General features: G+C 65.1%; 23 protein-coding genes and 1 pseudogene. 21 read left to right on the top strand and 3 right to left on the bottom strand.

Annotated features, from left to right (window positions below; translation table 11 throughout):
- Positions 1-23: 23 nt before the first annotated feature.
- From CH281_RS20380 to CH281_RS20345, 8 genes are all read left to right on the top strand, one after another.
- On the top strand, positions 24-1,691 hold the full coding sequence (locus tag CH281_RS20380; protein WP_179274247.1) for a phage/plasmid primase, P4 family: 1,668 nt from the start codon (positions 24-26) through the stop codon (positions 1,689-1,691).
- A gap of 349 nt (positions 1,692-2,040) precedes the next feature.
- Positions 2,041-2,331, top strand: a complete 291-nt coding sequence (locus CH281_RS20375) for a WhiB family transcriptional regulator (protein ID WP_256983863.1) — start codon at positions 2,041-2,043, stop codon at positions 2,329-2,331.
- Positions 2,324-2,938 (top strand): hypothetical protein, encoded by a 615-nt coding sequence (locus CH281_RS20370; RefSeq protein ID WP_094695444.1) that lies wholly within the window; start codon positions 2,324-2,326, stop codon positions 2,936-2,938. Before CH281_RS20375 ends, CH281_RS20370 begins: the two co-directional genes overlap by 8 nt.
- Before the next feature lie 116 nt (positions 2,939-3,054).
- A complete protein-coding gene (locus CH281_RS27570) occupies positions 3,055-3,321 on the top strand; it encodes a helix-turn-helix domain-containing protein (protein WP_373453892.1) in 267 nt (88 codons plus the stop codon).
- A gap of 21 nt (positions 3,322-3,342) precedes the next feature.
- Entirely contained in the window at positions 3,343-3,966 is a 624-nt protein-coding gene (locus CH281_RS20360; RefSeq protein ID WP_094695442.1) for a hypothetical protein, read from the top strand.
- A gap of 2 nt (positions 3,967-3,968) precedes the next feature.
- On the top strand, positions 3,969-4,343 hold the full coding sequence (locus tag CH281_RS20355) for a capsid cement protein (RefSeq protein WP_094695441.1): 375 nt from the start codon (positions 3,969-3,971) through the stop codon (positions 4,341-4,343).
- A 16-nt stretch (positions 4,344-4,359) separates the two neighbouring features.
- Complete coding sequence (locus CH281_RS20350; RefSeq protein ID WP_094695440.1) at positions 4,360-5,238, top strand: major capsid protein; 879 nt, start codon at positions 4,360-4,362, stop codon at positions 5,236-5,238.
- A 14-nt stretch (positions 5,239-5,252) separates the two neighbouring features.
- The gene (locus CH281_RS20345) at positions 5,253-5,699 is read left to right on the top strand and encodes a phage protease (protein ID WP_094695439.1); all 447 of its coding nucleotides are present in this window, start codon (positions 5,253-5,255) and stop codon (positions 5,697-5,699) included.
- Positions 5,700-6,086: 387 nt separating this feature from the next.
- On the opposite strand, the gene CH281_RS20340 is transcribed toward CH281_RS20345, so the two are convergent.
- Together CH281_RS20340 and CH281_RS20335 are read right to left on the bottom strand one after the other, a co-directional pair.
- Positions 6,087-6,275 (bottom strand): hypothetical protein, encoded by a 189-nt coding sequence (locus tag CH281_RS20340; RefSeq protein ID WP_094695438.1) that lies wholly within the window; start codon positions 6,273-6,275, stop codon positions 6,087-6,089.
- A 26-nt stretch (positions 6,276-6,301) separates the two neighbouring features.
- Positions 6,302-6,544: a hypothetical protein gene (locus tag CH281_RS20335; RefSeq protein WP_094695437.1), complete on the bottom strand. Its 243-nt coding sequence runs from the start codon at positions 6,542-6,544 to the stop codon at positions 6,302-6,304.
- Positions 6,545-6,647: 103 nt separating this feature from the next.
- Here CH281_RS20335 and CH281_RS20330 point away from each other — a divergent pair, with 103 nt between their 5' ends.
- The 8 genes and pseudogenes from CH281_RS20330 (at position 6,648) to CH281_RS20290 (ending at position 14,150) form a co-directional block, all read left to right on the top strand.
- Complete coding sequence (locus tag CH281_RS20330) at positions 6,648-6,872, top strand: hypothetical protein (protein ID WP_094695436.1); 225 nt, start codon at positions 6,648-6,650, stop codon at positions 6,870-6,872.
- A gap of 455 nt (positions 6,873-7,327) precedes the next feature.
- Positions 7,328-7,909 carry a Panacea domain-containing protein gene (locus CH281_RS20320; protein ID WP_179274246.1) on the top strand — a complete coding sequence of 194 codons (582 nt, stop codon included), beginning with the start codon at positions 7,328-7,330 and terminating at the stop codon, positions 7,907-7,909.
- A complete protein-coding gene (locus tag CH281_RS20315) occupies positions 7,873-8,280 on the top strand; it encodes a type II toxin-antitoxin system death-on-curing family toxin (RefSeq protein WP_143544844.1) in 408 nt (135 codons plus the stop codon). The genes CH281_RS20320 and CH281_RS20315 overlap by 37 nt, the downstream gene beginning before the upstream one ends.
- Positions 8,281-8,464: 184 nt before the next feature.
- Positions 8,465-9,730: pseudogene (locus tag CH281_RS20310) on the top strand (YifB family Mg chelatase-like AAA ATPase); the annotation flags it as partial.
- On the top strand, positions 9,727-10,848 hold the full coding sequence (gene dprA / locus CH281_RS20305; protein ID WP_057474102.1) for a DNA-processing protein DprA: 1,122 nt from the start codon (positions 9,727-9,729) through the stop codon (positions 10,846-10,848). The pseudogene CH281_RS20310 and the gene dprA, both read left to right, overlap by 4 nt.
- A 98-nt stretch (positions 10,849-10,946) precedes the next feature.
- Positions 10,947-11,729, top strand: coding sequence for a siderophore-interacting protein (locus CH281_RS20300; RefSeq protein WP_094695432.1), 783 nt, complete (start codon positions 10,947-10,949; stop codon positions 11,727-11,729).
- Positions 11,730-11,798: 69 nt separating this feature from the next.
- Positions 11,799-12,725, top strand: coding sequence for a tyrosine recombinase XerC (locus CH281_RS20295; RefSeq protein ID WP_032366406.1), 927 nt, complete (start codon positions 11,799-11,801; stop codon positions 12,723-12,725).
- 69 nt (positions 12,726-12,794) lie between these two features.
- Complete coding sequence (locus tag CH281_RS20290) at positions 12,795-14,150, top strand: MinD/ParA family ATP-binding protein (protein ID WP_373453890.1); 1,356 nt, start codon at positions 12,795-12,797, stop codon at positions 14,148-14,150.
- 3 nt (positions 14,151-14,153) lie between these two features.
- Here CH281_RS20290 and CH281_RS20285 read toward each other — a convergent pair whose 3' ends face one another.
- The gene (locus CH281_RS20285; protein ID WP_094695431.1) at positions 14,154-14,654 is read right to left on the bottom strand and encodes a M23 family metallopeptidase; all 501 of its coding nucleotides are present in this window, start codon (positions 14,652-14,654) and stop codon (positions 14,154-14,156) included.
- 342 nt (positions 14,655-14,996) lie between these two features.
- Here CH281_RS20285 and rpsB point away from each other — a divergent pair, with 342 nt between their 5' ends.
- From rpsB to CH281_RS20260, 5 genes are all read left to right on the top strand, one after another.
- The gene (gene rpsB, locus CH281_RS20280) at positions 14,997-15,887 is read left to right on the top strand and encodes a 30S ribosomal protein S2 (protein ID WP_094695430.1); all 891 of its coding nucleotides are present in this window, start codon (positions 14,997-14,999) and stop codon (positions 15,885-15,887) included.
- Positions 15,888-16,046: 159 nt separating this feature from the next.
- Positions 16,047-16,871 carry a translation elongation factor Ts gene (gene tsf / locus CH281_RS20275; RefSeq protein ID WP_027496703.1) on the top strand — a complete coding sequence of 275 codons (825 nt, stop codon included), beginning with the start codon at positions 16,047-16,049 and terminating at the stop codon, positions 16,869-16,871.
- Between the two features lie 164 nt (positions 16,872-17,035).
- Positions 17,036-17,764, top strand: a complete 729-nt coding sequence (gene pyrH / locus CH281_RS20270; protein ID WP_027496704.1) for a UMP kinase — start codon at positions 17,036-17,038, stop codon at positions 17,762-17,764.
- A 55-nt stretch (positions 17,765-17,819) separates the two neighbouring features.
- A complete protein-coding gene (gene frr / locus CH281_RS20265; protein ID WP_027496705.1) occupies positions 17,820-18,377 on the top strand; it encodes a ribosome recycling factor in 558 nt (185 codons plus the stop codon).
- 36 nt (positions 18,378-18,413) lie between these two features.
- Complete coding sequence (locus CH281_RS20260) at positions 18,414-19,328, top strand: phosphatidate cytidylyltransferase (RefSeq protein WP_094695429.1); 915 nt, start codon at positions 18,414-18,416, stop codon at positions 19,326-19,328.
- Positions 19,329-19,339 lie beyond the last annotated feature (11 nt).

The raw sequence follows: 19,339 nt of genomic DNA, 5'->3' as shown, positions 1-19,339 counted from the left end.
TCCAAGATACGAACGGTGATTCGATGAAACGAGAATACCCCGCAGCCGCACTGATGGCACAGGTCACCGCGAAGCCGGAGCCTGGGCTGTTCGAGTCGCTGGAAGATTTCACACTGACCCAGACGACACCCGGTAGACGGGAATGGGTCGAGGCCACGCACCACACGATCGCGCTGCACCTGAGCAAACTGCTGTCGGGCCGCGTGAAGTACGAAGTGACCGGCGAACGGTCCGGGCAGTGGTTCGTCTGGACCGGTGAACGATGGTCCCGCAGCGGCGACGCCGCCGCCCAGGTCCACGCCGCGTTCCAGCGGTTGGTGGCAGGGAGCGCGGTGGTTGCCGAACGCGTCGTCCCGACGCAACGGATCGTCCCGTACCGAACCGTCAAGCTGACACCGGAAACGGCCATGGCGAAGGTGGAGTCGGGCGAACTGACCACCGACGGCCAGGGCAACTACCACAGCGCGAAGACCGGGAAGCCCGTCACGACGGAAATGGTCGAGGACAAGAAGTGGGCCGGGGCGACGTCGAACCTGGACGGCACGATCCGGCAGCTGAAGTCGATGTGGAACACCCGCGTGCTGGACGGCGACGTGTGGGACGAAGACGGCTATCTGCTGAACACGCCCACCGGGACCGTCGACCTACGCACGGGGGAGGTTCGCGACCACCGGAGCCTGGACCTGATTACGAAGGTCACGAACGCGATGTACGACGAGGACGCCGAAGCGCCGCGGTTCCGTCAGTTCATGGACGAAATTCTCCCCGACGCCGAAGTTCGCGGGTACGTCCAGCGCGCCCTGGGTGCCGCCCTGTGCGGCGACTACAACGAACACCACATGATCTGTTTCGTCGGCGTGGGCCGCAACGGCAAGTCGGTCCTGTTGGAAATTCTGGCCGACGTGCTCGGTTCCTACGCCGGACACCTTCCGGGCCAGGTGCTCGTGGAACGACAGGGCGAAGCCCATCCCACCGAACTGATGGTGCTGGACGGGGCGCGTCTGGTCACGTCGTCGGAGACGCGTTCGGGGCAGCGGTGGAACACAGAGCTGCTGAAGAAGATGACCGGCGGCGACACCCTCCGGGCGCGTGGGATGCATCAGGACTTCCGCGATATCCGGCCCACGTACACGCTCGTGGTCGCCACGAACCATCGCCCGGACGTCGGCCCCGGCGAACAGGCGTTCTGGAAGCGGTACCGCGAAGTGCCGTTCACGCGGAAATTCGAGGGCGCACAGGCGGATCCGCGGCTGAAGCACACGATCGTGTCCGATGAGTCGAACGGCGTGCTGTCGTGGTTGCTCGAGGGCTGGAAGGACTACGAGTCCAACGGGTTGCAGGAACCGGAGTCGGTCACCGAAGCCAGCCGTAACGCCGCTGCGAACGCGTCCACCTTCGCCGTGTTCGCTCGTGAATGCTTCGAACCGGCAGACGGGCACGACGTGACCGCCGGGGACGTGTTCACCGCGTGGCGCAACTACCGGGCCGTGGAGAGCGACAACCCACGGGAGCGGCCGACGCGGTCGAAGGACATCGGCCCGGCCCTGGTCGGAGAACTGGCCGACATCAACATCACTGCGAAGCACCTGCCCCGCCAGGGCGGCAATCGGCCGGCGAAGTTCGTGGGGATCCGGTTCACGGACCGGGCGCTGGAACTGCTGAAGACGCCCGACCCGTATTCGTTCGCATGAGCGGCGTGATCCGGTGCCCCCTAAATCCCCCTTACGGACCCCTACCGGGGCCACGGGGGCACCGCGAAACATGCAGGTCATCGACCGTTTCGCCCAGGCGTTTACCCCCTAAGCCCTCTAAATCCCAGAAAGTTGGAAACCTGGTGAAATTTTCTACTTTTTCTATACACGTAACTAACTCGAGGTTTAGGGGGCTTAGGGGGAATCGGTCCAATTTCGGGGCATCGGCCCTGGTCAGCGGCGTCGGAGTGGTGCCCCCTAAGCGGGATTTTAGGGGGCAAGTTTCAGCGGTTCGCGCGTTCGTTCTCGGAACGCAGCCGGAACGAGCGACAGCGAACGGGGCCGTCCGGTGACCGTCCGGCGATCGGCTCGTGTGGTTCACGTCCTGGCCGGTTCGACCCCGGACCTTCCCGGTGCGCTCTGTCGTGGCCGCTGGCATCTGTTCGACCCTGCAGGCCATGGCGAAGTACCGGAGTCGGTGACGACACGGCAGGCGCAGGCCGTGGCCCTGTGCTCGAGCTGCCCCGCGCTGGCGCAATGCCACGCGTGGATCCTCACCGAACCGCGACGGCTACGTCAGGGCGTCGTGGCCGGACACATCTATTCCTACAAAACCTCGAAGGACGAAGCTGATGACTGAACGATCCGACGGCCCACTGTTCGACCTCCCGGCTTCGGCCTCCGACCCGCAGGCTTACCGTGACGCCGCCGCCCGTGTCGCAGCCATCCGGGAACGTAGCCGCGGCCATTCCCTGGTCGACGTGGAGCGGGCGCTGGGAGCGGAACTACTGGCATCGACGGAGGCTGACCGGCTGACCGAAACGCAGGACAGGGAAGACGTCCCGTTCGAGTTCCTGCAGGCGCGGCTGGGCGCGCGGCTGACCGTGGCGCTGATCGGGTGGCTGATGCGTCGTCATCCTCGTGTGACCCGAAGCGACAGGGAAGGGCCGACGGCGTGGACGAACGCTGAACTGGGCGAACCGCTGACAGGGCTGTCAGCGGACGATCTGGCCCGCGTGGGTGTCACCGATTCACCGACCGACGATCCGGCCTGCCTGGCCGCGTTCGACGGCTTCGGTACGGCCTATCCGGATCGGGTCCGGCTGATCACCCAGGCGCGCGCACGGTACGAGGACGGGTGGATATCGAAGACGGACGACGACCTGCGTCAGTTGCGTCGGACGGCGCTGTGGAACGGCCAACTGGCACAGCGCGACATCGATGCCTGGAAGGCGGGGAAGCGGTGACCGTGCGTGCGCTCGGGCCGGATGCGATCCTCGTGGACCGGGCAGCGGCGGCGAAGTTGGCGGACGCGCTGGACGCGTTGAACACTCGTGATCCGGACCGGGGATTAGTACCTTCGATGCGGGTATTGCGGGACGAGCTACGAACCGCCACAACGGCATTCGTTTACGCCGACGTAAACGATGTTTGGCGCGAACTGATTTCGTCTGCACGATTGCCCCATGACCTCGTGGACACGGCAGAAGCGGCGCGGATCCTGCGCTGTGGCGAACCGAACGTCCGGCACCTGGTCCGCAAAGGGCGGATCGACGCCGAACGGATCGGTGGCCGTTGGCTCGTCCACCGGTCGGACGTCGAGCGGTTCCGGACGCGCCGCACTCGGTGACGCTGCGATCGGGGCGCTTCGGTGACGCGCCCCGATCTACGCACCGTGCGGAACGTGGAGCTGCTGAAGGTCGGCCGCTACGACATATCGAACCGTGAAGGCTGGACCGTCACCCGGCCCATGCTGGCATCGATCCTGTCGGCGTTCCGGGACGGCGGCGTTCGTCGTCCTCCGCTGAAGCTGGGCCACGTCGAAGACGAGGTCGGCCAACCGTCCATCGGATGGATCGACGGGCTCCGGCTCACCGACAGCGGCGACACCCTCGTCGGTGACTACGTCGGCGTTCCCGGTCCGCTGGCGGCGAACCTGAAGGGCCTGTTCCCGACGAGGTCGGTGGAAGTGGCCGACAACTGGACCGCGCCGAACGGTCGCGTGTTCCCGGCGTTCCTGGCCGCCGTCGCGCTACTGGGCGCGGAGGATCCCGGCGTTCCCACACTGAAGTCCCTGAACGAAGTCACGGCCCTCTACGACGGCGGCGCGTCACGCGTGCCCGCCATGGCAACGACCGGGATCCGGCTCGTCCGGGCTTCGGCCCCGCAATCTGCACAACTGACAACGGCCCAGCGCGTACAGCTACGCGCCGCCGCGTCACGCCGTCGGCAACGCCGCGCGGCTTCGATCCTGCACACGATGGAAGGGAACTGAACATGTCGATCGATATCGATATCTACGGCCCCGGTCGCGACATCAGCGCCCAGGCCACAGCGGACGTGATCGGCGGCCGCGCCGTGGCAATCAGCGGTAACCGCGTATCGGGTGGGAACCTGGCCGTCGCCCCGGCCCCGGCAGGTGCGCGCATCTTCGGAATCGCGAAGCACGACGCCGCGACGGGCGGCCTCGTCTCCGTCTCCCGCGGCAACAGCCGTGTGGTCCGTGTTCGGGCCGGGGGAGCGATCGCGGCAAACGCCGAAGTCGAGGTCGGCAGCGCCGGCCAAGTCGTCACCAAGGCCAGCGGCGTGGCCGTCGGCTTCGCTGTCACCGGAGCCGCCAGCGGCACCGACGCCCAGATTTCTCTCTACTGAAAGGTGTTGTGCTGCAATGGCTAACGCACTCATTCCCGAACTGAACGGCCGCCGCCTGACGGTGGACGTCGCACTGAAGAACCCGTCGGTGATCCGTGACCGGGTCGCCGCACTGGCCGACAATCAGCTGCTGCTGCCGAAGTTCTTCAGCCCCTACGGTGCCCGCGTCGAAGGTGGCGGTCTGCTGTACGCCTCCGCTCGTGTGGCCGATCTGTATGTCGCTGGGGACGTGGAGAAGCGCACTCCCGGTTCGGAGTACATCACCGTCAAAGGTGTCGACCCGGAGCCGAAGCTGGCACCGGTCGAGGACTTCGGCGGCAAGTTCAAACTGACCGACGAGGAAATCGACCGCAACGATGTGTCGCGGCTGGACAACTACACGACCCAGCTGGCGAACACGATCACGCGCAAGCTCAACGCCCGCGCCATCGAGGAACTCGAAGCGCACCTGTTGCCGGAGAACGTCATCGTCGGCCACGAGTGGGCCACGGTCCAGCTCGACGGTGCCGCACCGACAGGCGCGTCGGAGCGGCCCACCGCCGACTTCGCCGAAGCGCAGGCCGCTGCCGATCGCCAGGAAATGGGCGTGACTCACGATCTGATCATCATGGGCCCGGACCTGGCCGCCACGCTGCGAACCCTGTACGGCCAGAACCTGAAGGACGTCCTCGAGTCGTTCGGCCTGACTCTGTTCGTCAGCCCACGAGTGGCAGACGGGGTGGCGTACGTCCTGGCCCAGGGTGAAGCCGGATCCGTCGGGTTCGAGCGGCCCCTGACCATCGAATCCTGGGACGACCGGTCCGTCCGGTCGCGTTGGGTCCAGGGCTACGCGGTTCCGGCCATCGCGGTCGAACGGCCGTACTCGGTGAAGAAGCTCGTCGGACTCACGGCATAAGGGAAGGGACAGACATGGATTTCACACCCGAACAGATCACCCGGCTACTCGAGGCACTGGGCCTGGGCTCCGACGTGACCGACGCCGAACTCGTCGTGGTCGCTGTCGAAGAACTGGTGACGGCTCCGCCCGTGGCTGCCGCGTCGGCCGCCGCTGCAGGCGGCGTCGTGCTGGACCCGGCGGCGTACGACGTGCTGAAGGCCGACGCCGATCGTGGTCGCGCATTGGCCGCGGCGTCGAAGGTCCGTGAAGCGAAGGACGCGGTCGATTCGGCTATCAGGGCCGGGAAGTTGCCGCCCGCGCGCCGTCAGCACTGGCTGGACGTGATCCAGGCGGATCCCGCTATGGCGGCAACGCTGAAACAGATGCCCGTGGTGATCCCGCTCGAGGAACTGGGCCACTGCGACCCCGGCGCGAACGACCCCGACGGGCTGACAGAGCCCGCGGGTTGGTTCCGCTGACCTGAAAAGCTGCACTGTCTGGTGTTTGTTCCTTCCGGACCGCCGGACAGTGTTGTGCCGCGTTGGGGTCGGTGCCCCCTGCGTACCGCGGCACGCCGGAGCGGCCGCCGCGTTGGTGGAACAGCGCGAACGCCACTCCCACAGCCCCGACTTCCGTAGCGTCTTACTCCACTTCTTCGCTACGGGGGCCGGGGCTGTTCCATGTTCAGGCCCAGGCTGCTGACCAGGCGATATGTGGCCATCCTGGCGGTCTCAGGCCCCTGACCAGGGGATTTATCGGGGTACCCCCTGGGACACCCCATCAGCGGTTATTGTCCGCATATATACGCGCGGCGTGCCAGGATCGGGTTGGGGGACTAATACCCAATTCCGTTGTGCAGCAACAGTTTACGAAGATCGAAGCTGGTAGATCCGCGCCCGTGACAGGCTGGTGGCTTCGGCGATGTCCTGCCAGCTCTCACCGTCGGCGAAGGCGCGACGGATCCGGTCACGGATCTGTCGGCTCGTCCGGGCCTGCAGATCGGCCAGGGTCGTCTGTTCGCGGGCCAGTTTGCGGTAATCCGACGCCAGGGTCATGGCCCCAGTCTAGGGGGTCTGGAACTTTACTGACCTGGTGTGAGTCCCCATTCTGTCGGTGACACCTGCCCCCAGTTCTCGGGATCGGCGGTCGTCAGTTCGGCTTCCGAACATTTGAGTATCTGTGCCAACGCGCGCGAATGGTCGTTCAACGGGATCGTTCGTTCCAGCTGACGTTCGAGGTCGGGAATGCCGGACAGCTTGCCGGCCTCTTCCACAGTCAGCCCGGCGTCGGCACACTTCTGGGTCACGGCCCGCTTGTTCCACATGTCAATCAGTCAACGCCGGTCGGCGTCGGATCGGCGTCGTTCGAGTGAATGAACGTGGCCGGCATCGCCTGTTTTGTCGGACTCGACTGGCACACTGCCGCCCATGGCACTCACAAATAATTCGCGTCAGAAGTTCCTCGTCCAGACAATTCCGTTCGGAATGGGCAAGCTGTATCGGCACGAGTACGAAGGCAGGTTCGAGCTGGACCCCTCCGGCGCACTGTTGATTCAGGAATCGAGCGGTAAGCAGCTGGTGTGGGGGCCGGGTGTGTGGCAGCGCATTGACCTAGCGATCGGCACCGACACCGACACCAGCACGGAAGGCTGAACCATGGCACTCGAAAACACGGCTGTGAAGTCGTTCAAAGTTACCTACCAGGGTAGTAATGGGCGGGGCTCAACCGTGTTCACGGACTCGAAGTACGAGGTTCACGCGTCCGGGGCGCTGTCTGTCTACGAGCGCGGTGACGAGCCGAAGACAACTATCTTCGGGCCAGGTATGTGGGTTCGCGTCGAAGATCCGGCCCCGCCGGAGAGGGCGACATCTGTCGCGCGGAGGCTTCGGTAGACGAGGCGGTCGGTTGAATCGCGCGGGGTCGCCGGATGGGTGCAAGCCGCCCTGAACGGTCGACTTGTTCGCTTAGCGAACGAGTTTCGACTTATGTGACCCCGCGCGGCTATCGCATGAGGGAATGACTTCGTGTCGTACCATGTTGATAAAGTCAAGACAGCCTGTGGATAACCTGTGGATGAAAACGCTGACGGAAGGGAGTGGTTCCAGTGGTGAACGCTCTCGATGTCGGTGCCTACATCTACCAGCGCTGCGGTTGGGTGGATGCGTGGAGCTTGGAGAAGTTGACGTACTTCGTCCAAGCGTGGCATCTCGCCTGGGACGGCCGACGGCTGTTCGATGACGAGTTCGAAGCTTGGCCCGCTGGGCCGGTGGTGCCGAAATTGCATCAGGTGAACAAGTACGACCGGCCGGCGGTCGGCGGAATCTTCGGGACGGAACTCCCCGGAGCTAAGCCGCAGGAAATCGTCGGCCAGTCGCAACTGATTGTCGATGCGGTGCTGGACTTCTACAGCCAGCACGACAGGTACACGCTGATCGAAATGACGCATCAAGATCTACCGTGGAAGAAGGCGCGGGGGGATCTGAACAAGCACGCGAAGAGTAACGAGGTGGTGACCGTGTCTGACATGCGGCGCTGCTATACGTCGAAGATGCTGAACTCCGACGAAACGGTACCGGCTGCGCCCAATTTGCAGCCTGTATCCGTCTCCGGTGGGGAGCCGTTTCAAAGTGCTGTCGACCGCGAAATTGAGCGGTGGACACAAACACTCTCCTTGCTTGCGGAGCGTTGAGCTTCTGCCTACCTGTTGAAGACGTCATCGAGACGAACAGGAAGATGATCGGTGCCCAGCACGTCCTTCTGGATCGAGGGAAGCTAGAAGGCGCGCTGGGCCGCCCGATGCACACGTTCGATGGCCAACTACTGATCCCGGCGTTTATGGCGCGGGCCGCCACGTTGTTGGATGGACTCGTGTCTGCCCACGCGTTCGGCGACGGCAACAAGCGAACTGCGTGGATATCTTCGATGATTTACCTGGGAGCGTTCGGCGCTACCATCAGCAACGCGGCGCAGGCCGAAGCGGCAGATTTCGTGGAGGCTGTTGCTCTCCACCAATACGACGTTGCCGGAATCACTACATGGTTTGGGGACCGACTCATCTGAGGGTCCGCGGCAACTAGGATCGCTGATTCGATCCTGTTACTTATTTCTAGCGATCCTAGTTGCCGCGGATGGCTAGGTTGCATTTTGCCTGCTCAGGCGGCGTGTCGCCGTTGCTTGGGAAGTGCCCTCCGGGGAGCGGGACGGGTAGCACATCAGACAATTTTAGAACAGTTACAAGTGCACCTTTGACCTCGCGCTGGCATTGTCGGTCCTCGACGCCGCCAAGGCCATTCCGCGGGGAAGCCTGTCGGAGACGGTGTTTCTGGGTGAGTTGGCTCTGGACGGCAGGTTGCGTGCGGTCCGCGGGGTACTGCCCGGAGTGCTCGCGGTGAAGGCGGCGGGGTGGCAGCGGGTGGTGGTGCCGAGTCGGTGTCTGCCCGAAGCGGGTCTGGTGGACGGTATCGAGGTGTTGGGTGCCGATTGCCTGGCGGATGTCGTTGCGTGGCTTCGTGGTGAGCAGGCGCTGGAATCGCCCACCCCCACCGACTGGCATCAGGAGAGCTATCCGGATCTCAGTGACGTTGCCGGTCAGGCGGATGCCCGATGGGCGTTGGAGGTCGCTGCGGCCGGTGCGCATCACATCATGTTGACCGGCCCACCGGGAATCGGGAAAACAATGCTCGCGCAACGTCTTCCGGGGATTCTCCCGCCGCTCACCGAGTCCGAGGCGCTGGAGGTGACCGCGATCCATTCGGTGGCGGGGCTGCTGACGAGTGCGCGGCCGCTGATCACATCGCCGCCGTTCATCGCCCCACACCATTCGACGTCGGTGAGCGCGTTGGTCGGAGGAGGTACCGGAATGGCCAAACCGGGCGCAGTCAGTCGCGCGCATCGCGGAGTCCTGTTTCTCGACGAATGCGCCGAGATGAGCATCCGGGTACTCGAAGCGCTGCGAACCCCACTCGAAGACGGTGAAATTCGGATTGCGCGTCGAGACGGGGTGGCCCGGTACCCGGCGAGGTTCCAACTCGTCCTGGCGGCCAATCCGTGTCCGTGCGCCCCGGCGCGGCAGGCCGACTGCGTGTGCGCGCCCACTGCTCGCCGCAAGTACTTGGGAAAACTGTCCGGACCGCTCCTCGACCGGGTCGATCTCCGAATTCAGATGATGGGAGTCGCGACCGGGGCGCTGGTCGATGACATCGGAGAAGGAACGGCCGATATTCGCGCCCGCGTGACGGGAGCGAGGGATGCTGCCGCTCATCGTTGGTCGGAGTTCGGGTGGAGGACCAATGCGGAAGTGCCCGGACCCGCACTGCGTCAACGGTTTCGGCTCGCTCGGTCGACGCTGGTACCGATCGAGCGGGCATTGCGCAATGGATCGCTGACCGCGCGCGGCGCGGATCGTGCGATTCGGGTGGCGTGGACTCTGAACGATCTCGCCGGCGGCACCGTGCCCGGTGCAGACGAGGTCGGTGCCGCACTGGATTTTCGAGACAGGGGAGTGGCATGACCTATGACGCACGTCGGCTGGCGTGGGCGTATCTGTCCCGGGTGGCACAGGGTCCGCATCGCACGGTGACGGACCACGCCGCTGCCCACGGCCCCGAGGTCACCGCCGCAGCCGTACGCGCCGGACACTTGGGTGAGCGACTGGCAGCACGGGCTCATGTCGACACTGCAGCAGCAGATCTGGACCACATGGCCGCTCTCGGTGGACGGCTGATCACCCCTGACGACGACGAGTGGCCTGCGTGGCGTTTTCTCGGCTTCGATGGGTCCGGCCTTACCGCGGGTGTCGACACCTCGCCGCCGATCGCACTGTGGGCGTTGGGAAACCGGTCTGTCGGAGCAGACACCGAACGATCGGTGTCGATAGTCGGAACCCGAGCGTCGAGTCCGTACGGCGACCGCGTCACTGCCGAGATCTCCGCCGATCTGGCGCTGGACGGCTGGACCGTCGTGTCGGGTGCTGCCTTCGGTATCGATGCGGCAGCGCATCGCGCGGCACTCGGAGTCGAGGGGACGACGATGGCGGTGCTCGCCTGCGGCGTCGACCGGGCATACCCGGCGGGCCACTCCCGCCTGTTGCGTCAGATCGCCTCGAGCGGTGTCGTTCTCAGTGAATACGCGCCCGGAACCACTCCGGCCAAGCACCGGTTCCTGGCGCGCAACCGACTGGTGGCGGCTCTCGGTTCGGCGGTGGTGGTCGTCGAGGCGGGATGGCGGAGCGGGGCGCGCAACACCGCGGCGTGGGCGGCGAAACTGGGGCGCCCCGTTCTTGCGGTGCCGGGGCCGGTCACTTCTCCGACGTCGAAGGGATGCCATCGCATGATTCGTGAGGGTGAGGCCGTTCTGGTGTCGAGCTCGCACGATGTGGTGGCCGAGGCCGGGGCGCTCGGCTCGCCGGAGGAACCCCGTCCCGATCTGTTCCGGGAAATCGATGCGCTGTCCGAGACCGCACTGTTGATCTACGACGCGCTGCCGGCCACGGGAGCGTTGTCCACCCGTGAACTGTCGGAGAGTTCCGGAGTTCCGTTGTCGAAGGTCCGCGCCGCGCTACCGGTGATGGAGATGGACGGCTTCGTGAGCAACGACGAGACCGGGTGGGCCCGGGTGGTGCGCGGCTGAGGTGACGGCCCTACCGAGGCCCGGTGAAGGTAGGGTGTTAGGTAATGCTTAGTCGGTGCAGTGAGCATCGGCGTCGTTCGCTCGAAGAGGGGTCTGTAGTGCCGCGTAAGAAAACCACGTTGACCGTAGTGCGCACGGAAGCGCTGACCCCGCACATGCACCGGGTGTATCTGGGTGGTCCAGGCTTCGAGGAGTTCGACGCCATCGATAAGACCGATGCGTACGTCAAGCTGTTCTTCGGAACCGAGGACGAACCGATCATGCGGACCTACACCGTTCGATCCGTCGACACCGACGCGCGGGAAATCGCCATCGACTTCGTGGTGCACGGCGACGAGGGCGTCGCCGGACCGTGGGCCACACGCGCGAAGCCGGGCGACGAGATGTCGTTCTTCGGGCCGTCGGGGGCATACGCGCCTCGCCCCGACGCCGATTGGCACCTGTTCGCAGGCGACGAATCGGCTATCCCGGCCATCTCGGCTGCGGTCGAGGCCCTCCCGGAAGACGCCATCGCCAAGGTGTTCATCGAGGTCGGCTATCGTCACGACGAGATCTACATGGAGACTCTCGCAGTCGTCGACGTCACCTGGGTGCACCGGGGCGCGTCGTCGAACGAGATCGGCGACGACCGGGCCGGAGACAACGCACCGCTGATCGAGGCCGTCAAGAACACCGAATGGTTACCCGGGCAAGCGCAGGTGTTCGTCCACGGTGAGGCGCAGGCCGTCATGCACAACCTCCGTCCGTACATCCGCAAGGAACGTGGGGTCGGGGCCGAGTGGGCGTCGATCTCGGGTTACTGGCGTCGGGGGCGGACCGAGGAAACCTTCCGAGCCTGGAAGCGTGAGCTGGCACAGGCGGAGGCGGGAGTCGACGCCTGATCGCGCACCGACGTCCACCCGACGGCGTGTCCGGTTGTCGAGCGAGACGTCAGCGCCCAAGCTGAGCCGATGACCGATTCGCTGCCGCCGCACCTGGAGGTGCACGTCGAGGAGTTCGCCGAACACCTGCGCCTCGGACGGGAACGGTCGGAGCACACCATCCGGGCCTACGTTGCCGACGCGCGTTCGTTACTGGCGCACCTGGCCGCGTCCTCACCGGGCGCGACGATCGCCGATCTGGATCTGCGTGTCGTGCGCTCGTGGTTGGCGGGGTACTCGGCGGCCGGCGCGGCCCGGACATCGATGGCCAGGCGCACCTCGTCGGTGCGAACGTTCGGGGCGTGGCTCGAACGGGTCGGGGCTGTGAAGGTCGGCCCCGCGCAGCGTCTCGCGTCCCCGTCGGGTTACCGCACCCTGCCCGGAGTGCTGCGTCACGATCAAGCGACGCGAGCGCTGGACGCTGCCGAGTCGGGTGCCGCCGAACTCGATCCCATAGCGCTGCGCGATCGACTCGTCGTCGAACTGTTGTATGCGACCGGGGTCCGCGTGGGGGAGCTGTGCGGTCTCGATGTCGACGACGTGGACACCGATCGACGAGTCGTTCGGGTGGTGGGCAAGGGCAACAAGGAACGGTCGGCACCGTACGGTCTGCCGGCCGCGCAGGCACTCGACGCCTGGCTCACCGACGGCAGGCCTGCCCTGGCCGTCGATCGATCCGGACCGGCCCTGTTGCTCGGGCGTCGGGGTGGACGACTCGACCAGCGACAGGCCAGGTCGGCGGTGCATGCTGTGCTGGAGACAGTCCCCGGCGGCCCCAGCCTGGGACCGCACGGCCTCCGCCATACGGCAGCCACGCATCTGCTGGAAGGAGGTGCCGATCTCCGGGTGGTGCAAGAACTGCTCGGACATGCATCTCTTGCCACGACGCAGATCTACACTCACGTATCCGTCGAACGGTTGCGGGCGGTGCACGATCAGGCGCATCCCAGAGCATGAGCGTCGAGCTGGGCGGCGCATCGTTTGGTAGCGTCTGCCCAGGATCGACTACACCGAATACGGGGGACCGTGGACCGCGACCGACCGCAAGGTAAATCGGAGCCGTGGTCGACGCATGGCCACAGTGCGCCGGTGAACGGGGCACGACCCGGCAGTGCAGTCGACGGCAGTGCAGTCGCCGGCCGGGGTGACGATGCCGCCGGATCCGCACCGTCGGAACCGATGTCTACTCCGCGCTCCACGCCCCGGCAGCCCCCGCCGTGGCAGACGCCCGATTCTGCGCAGCGACCTCCCGTGCCCCCGCGGTACAACCCGCCCGTGCCGCTTCGACCGGGCCCGCCGGCCGCCTATCCCGAGGCACAGATGCTGCCCGTTCCGCCCGTTCCGCCCGTCGGGGACGATCGGTCGCAGGCTCAGCCGGCCCAGCAGGCACCCTGGTCCGCGCAGCCGTGGGCAGGTGCCCCGAATCCGTATCGTCCGAGCAGTCAGGACCTGGGTGCCGAATCGCTGCTGAAACGACCCAAGCGCACCTCGTCGTCGGGGTGGCGTCGCGGTGTGCACCGGTTGACCGGTGGCGTCATCAACCCCGGCGAGTCGACGGCCGAGGAGCGCTACCGCAACCAGGTCGATCGCATACGCCAGCCGGTGCTGGGGGACTACCGCATCGCGTTCCTGTCGCTCAAGGGCGGGGTCGGCAAGACGACGACCACTCTGGGTCTGGGGTCGACGTTCGCGTCGCTGCGCGGAGATTGCGTCATCGCCGTCGACGCGAACCCGGATTTCGGGACACTCGGAGAGCGGGTACCGCGTCAGACCGCGTCGACTGTTCGCGACTTGTTGGCCGCAGCCCCGAACATTCGCCGGTATTCCGACATTCGCGCTCATACCTCGCAGGCACCGAGCCGACTGGAAGTGTTGGCCGGTGAGCGGGATCCCTCGGCGTCGGAGATGTTCGGCGAAGAGGACTATCGCGCGGTCATCGACATGCTGCAGGTCTATTACAACCTGATCCTCACCGACTGCGGAACCGGCATCATGCACTCGGCGATGAACGGGGTGCTGCAGCTGGCCAATGCCCTGGTTCTGGTCAGTTCGCCGGCCGTCGACGGGGCACGCAGTGCAGCCGCGACTCTGGACTGGCTGGAACTGCACGGATACGGCCATCTGGTCGAGCGCACGGTCGTGGTGATCAGTTCGGTCCGACCGGGTTCGTCCGCGGTCGACATGAACTTGTTGCAGCAGCACTTCCTGGAACGCTGCCGCGCGGTGCTGGTGGTTCCGTTCGACGAGCACCTCGCCGAGGGGGCCGTGGTCGATCTCGAGAAGCTGCGTCCCCAGACCAGGAGCGCTTTCGTCGAGCTTGCCGCCATGGTCGCGGACGACTTTCCTGCCGCGTCCGGTCGTCACTCCGGCCCTGCGCGCTGACCGTCACCGACCCGGCTCCGGCACGGGTTTCAATCTGATCGGACGGGCACGCACCAGGGCAGTCGGATCGAGGTATTCGCGGCCCCGCTTGATGCCCCAGTGCAGGCACGTCGCCGCGCAGCCGTCGTGTCCCGACGTCAGCGAACCCAGGACTTGGCCGCGTCGTACTCGTGCTCCGGCCCCGACCGCCGCCGTCACGGGTTCGTACGTCGATCGAAGTCCGCCCGGATGGTCCACCGACACCACCGGCTTACCGGCCACGACGCCCGCGAACACGACCGTGCCGTCGGCGACGGCCAGAACCGAGGTGCCGTCCGCCGCGGCGAGGTCGACCCCGCGATGGCCGGGGAGCCAATCGTGTTCCGGGCGGTCGAACGGTGTCACGACGCGAGGGTGCGGCCGAATCGGCCACGCGAACGAGTCCGATTCGGCTGCCGCGGCCGGCGTGGTCAGCACGATCGCGGCAAGAACGCAGGCGATGCAGCCGGTACGAAGAGTGTTCACTCGTCGACGATGGCCTGTGAATGTGCTGGAAAACGAGGCCCGGCACGAATTGTGGACAACCGAAAGATTCGTCCACAGGCACCGGAATCTCTTGACAGTCGGGCCTGGTTATGACGGGGGCCGCCGCAGGTCTACACTCCTTGTTGCGGCCTGTGCGTGCACGGGTCGACTTCGCGCGTCCGCGTCATCGTATCGACTGCCTCGGCAGAGTTCACGATACGAGAACCGGTTGTCGGCGGTCCTGATCCCCCTGTGGTTCAGGTCCGACAACTTCGGCGGTCGCCAGGGCAGAGGTCACCGACACTCTGCGTCAACCGAACCATGAAAGAGAGTTATTCAGCCATGGCTGTAGTAACAATGAAGCAGCTGCTCGACAGCGGCACACACTTCGGACACCAGACCCGTCGCTGGAACCCGAAGATGAAGCGATTCATCTTCACCGACCGCAACGGCATCTACATCATCGACTTGCAGCAGACTCTGACCTTCATCGACAAGGCCTACGAGTTCGTCAAGGAGACGGTCGCCCACGGCGGCACCGTTCTGTTCGTCGGCACCAAGAAGCAGGCACAGGAGTCCATCGCCGCTGAGGCAATTCGCGTGGGCATGCCCTACGTGAACCAGCGCTGGCTCGGTGGCATGCTCACCAACTTCCAGACCGTGCACAAGCGCCTGGTCCGCCTCAAGGAGCTCGAGGCAATGGAGCAGACCGGTGGCTTCGAGGGACGCACCAAGAAGGAAATCCTCATGCTCACGCGTGAGATGACCAAGCTCGATCGCACCCTCGGCGGCATCCGCGACATGGCCAAGGTTCCGTCGGCCATCTGGATCGTCGACACCAACAAGGAGCACATCGCCGTCGGCGAAGCGCGCAAGCTGAAGATCCCGGTCATCGCGATCCTGGACACCAACTGCGATCCCGACGTGGTCGACTACCCGATCCCGGGTAATGACGACGCGATCCGTTCCGCTGCGCTGCTGACCAAGGTCGTCGCATCCGCAGTGGCCGAAGGTGTGCAGGCCCGTGCAGGCCAGAACACCGCAACCGACGCCAAGCCCGAGGTCGGCGCAGGCGAGCCGCTCGCAGAGTGGGAGCTCGAGCAGCTCGCACAGACGTCCCCGGCCGCTGACGCTCCGGCAGCAGAGGCTCCCGCAGCCGATGCGCCGGTCGCCGACGCCCCGGCAGCAGAAGAAGCACCGGCAGCAGAAGAAGCACCGGCCGCTCAGGCTTGATCGAATTCGGTCCCGGTTCACCCTCAAGGGTGGGCCGGGGCCGCTTCGGTATGTCAGGGTTGTGATCGGTCCGGCTCCACAGCGAGCCCGTCGATCACGCTTCGAGAACAGCACTTTCGTCAACGCCCGTATTCAGACTTTTGAGGAGGCTCGCCCACGATGGCGAACTACACTGCCGCCGACGTCAAGCGGCTCCGCGAGCTCACCGGCTCCGGAATGATGGACTGCAAGAACGCACTCGCCGAGAACGACGGCGACTACGACAAGGCCGTCGAGTACCTGCGTATCAAGGGTGCCAAGGACGTCGGCAAGCGCGCCGAGCGCAACACCGCCGAAGGCCTCGTCGTCGCCGAGGGTGGAGTGCTCGTGGAGATCAACTCCGAGACCGACTTCGTGGCCAAGAACGACGAGTTCCAGACGTTCGCCGCGTCCGTCGCGGCGACGGCTGCAGCAGGCGAGCCTGCTGATGTCGACGCTCTCAAGGCACTCGACCTGAACGGCAAGACCGTCGAGACGGCTCTGAACGAGTTGTCGGCCAAGATCGGCGAGAAGCTCGAAATTCGCCGCGTCGTGTCCTACGACGGCAACACCGCGACCTACCTGCACAAGCGCAGCGCGGACCTGCCGCCTGCCGTCGGCGTGCTGGTCGAGTACACCGGTGACGGCGACGCCGCCGGCGATGCTGCGCGCGCTGCAGCGATGCAGATCGCAGCGCTCAAGGCCAAGTACGTCACCCGTGACGAGGTTCCCGAGGATCTGGTCGCCGCCGAGCGTCGGATCGCAGAAGAAACCGCGCGCGAAGAGGGCAAGCCGGAGCAGGCTCTGCCGAAGATCGTCGAAGGTCGCGTCAACGGATTCTTCAAGGACGTCGTTCTCACCGAGCAGAAGTCGGTTCAGGACGGCAACAAGACCGTCAAGGCCATCCTCGACGAGGCCGGCGTGACCATCACCCGTTTCTCCCGATTCGAGGTCGGCGCCAGCTAGTCTGCGCTCGATCCGATCGAGGCGATGCCGTTCATTCGATTTCATCGAGTGGACGGCATCGTTCGTGCGCGAGGCAGGTCGGAGCCGTGTCCACCGATCGGGTGCCGATAGGGCAGGATGATCGGTGAGTAAACCGTAGTGTTCGACGAGTACCGAGGAGAGCTATGACCGATCCGGCCCCTGACCGTCCCGGGTTCCGACGCGTGATGCTCAAACTGGGTGGGGAGATGTTCGGTGGTGGCCAGGTGGGGCTCGATCCGGATGTCGTGAACAACGTTGCCGAGCAGATCGCCGAGGTGGTGGCCACCGGAGTTCAGGTTGCCGTGGTGATCGGTGGCGGAAACTTCTTCCGCGGTGCCGAATTGCAGCAGCGGGGGATGGACCGATCTCGCTCGGACTACATGGGCATGCTCGGCACGGTCATGAATTGTCTTGCGCTGCAAGATTTTCTGGAAAAGCAGGGTGTTGCCACCAGAGTCCAGACCGCGATCACGATGGGCCAGGTGGCCGAGCCGTACCTCCCGCTGCGCGCGCGACGGCACCTCGAGAAGGGGCGTGTCGTCATCTTCGGCGCAGGTATGGGCATGCCGTACTTCTCGACGGATACCACGGCGGCGCAGCGGGCGCTCGAGATCGGTGCCGAGGTGCTGTTGATGGCCAAGGCCGTCGACGGTGTCTACTCGGCCGATCCACGGCTCGATCCCGACGCGACGATGTTCGACACGATCACCCACCGAGAAGCCCTCGAGCGAGGCCTCAAAGTTGCCGACGCGACTGCCTTCAGCCTCTGCATGGACAATCAGATGCCGATGTTGGTGTTCAATTTGCTGATTCAGGGAAACATTGCTCGCGCCGTGTCGGGCGAGAACATCGGCACGCTGGTCACGTCGTGAATGCCGCCGACGCGACCGCGAACGAACCGAGAACGAAGACGATGGAGGACAGATCGTGATTGACGAAGCTCTCTTCGACGCCGAAGAGAAGATGGAAAAGGCCGTATCGGTTGCCCGTGACGATCTGTCCTCGATCCGCACCGGGCGGGCCAACCCGGGAATGTTCTCGCGCATCGTCATCGAGTACTACGGTGCCCCGACGCCGATCACCCAGCTGGCCAGCATCAGCGTGCCGGAGGCGCGATTGGTGGTGATCAAGCCGTACGAGTCGAATCAGCTCGGGCCGATCGAAACCGCTATCCGCAATTCCGATCTCGGCGTCAACCCCACCAACGACGGCAACCTGATTCGTATCGGCGTGCCGCAGCTGACCGAGGAACGACGCCGTGAGTTCGTCAAGCAGGCCAAGGGCAAGGGCGAGGACGCCAAGGTGTCCATTCGCAACGTGCGCCGCAAGACGATGGAAGAGCTCAAGCGCATCCAGAAGGACGGCGAGGCGGGCGAGGACGACGTCGTACGTGCCGAGAACGAGCTCGACAAGACCACCGCGAAGTACACCGCCTCGGTCGACGAACTGGTCAAGCGCAAAGAGGGTGAATTGATGGAGGTCTGACCTCCTTCGATAGTTGCGCAACACGGTGGAACGACGATGAATATCGAGGAGTTGACGACAGTGGTGGGACCGGATCGGCAGGAGGGCAGCGGCACGCCCGCTGGCTCGTCCGGGGTCGCCGCCACGAAGTCCGCCGGCAAGGCGGGTCGAAATCTGCCTGCCGCGATCGGCGTCGGCGGCAGTTTGGGTATCGGGTTGATCCTCGTGCTCGTGTTCGTGCCGCTGGTATGGATCGGTGTCGTAGCCGTGGCGTTGGCCGTCGCGACGTACGAGGTGTCCAAGCGGCTCCGCGAGGGCGGTGTTCTCGTTCCGCGCATCCCGCTGATCCTCGGTGGTCAGGCCATGATCTGGCTGGGCTGGCCGTTCGGTGCCGTCGGAGTGCTCAGTGCGGCTGTGGGCACCGTCTTGGTCTGCATGGTGTGGCTTTTGCTGAGACAAGGCTTCGGTACTGCTCCCAAGAACTATCTCGAAGAACTCTCCGTCACCGTTCTGGTGGCGTGTTGGCTACCGCTGTTGGCCTCGTTCGCCGTTCTGATGGTCCTGCAGGACAACGGTGCCGGTCGCATCCTGGTCTTCGTCATCGGCGTCGTGTGCTCGGATGTCGGTGGTTACATCGCCGGTGTGCTGTTCGGCAAACACCCGATGGCGCCGGCCATCAGCCCGAAGAAGTCCTGGGAAGGGCTGGTCGGATCGCTCATCTTCTGCGTCATCGGTTGCCTGCTGACGGTGACCCTGATTCTCGAGGCCAACTCGATGATCGGTGTCCTGCTGGGAGTCGTGCTTGTCGTGACGGGAACTCTGGGCGACCTCATCGAATCGCAGGTCAAGCGCGACCTTCGAATCAAGGACATGGGCTCGTTGTTGCCCGGCCATGGCGGCATCATGGACAGACTCGACTCGTTGCTGCCCTCTGCATTCGTTGCGTGGCTCGTCTTCACCGTGTTGCTCTGACCGACTCCGCC

The sequence above is a fragment of the Rhodococcus sp. 06-221-2 genome (assembly GCF_002258365.1).
In the GTDB taxonomy this organism is placed as follows: domain Bacteria; phylum Actinomycetota; class Actinomycetes; order Mycobacteriales; family Mycobacteriaceae; genus Rhodococcoides; species Rhodococcoides fascians.
The sequence above is the reverse complement of the archived record's forward strand: the minus strand, read 5'-3'. Positions and strand labels throughout refer to the sequence as shown.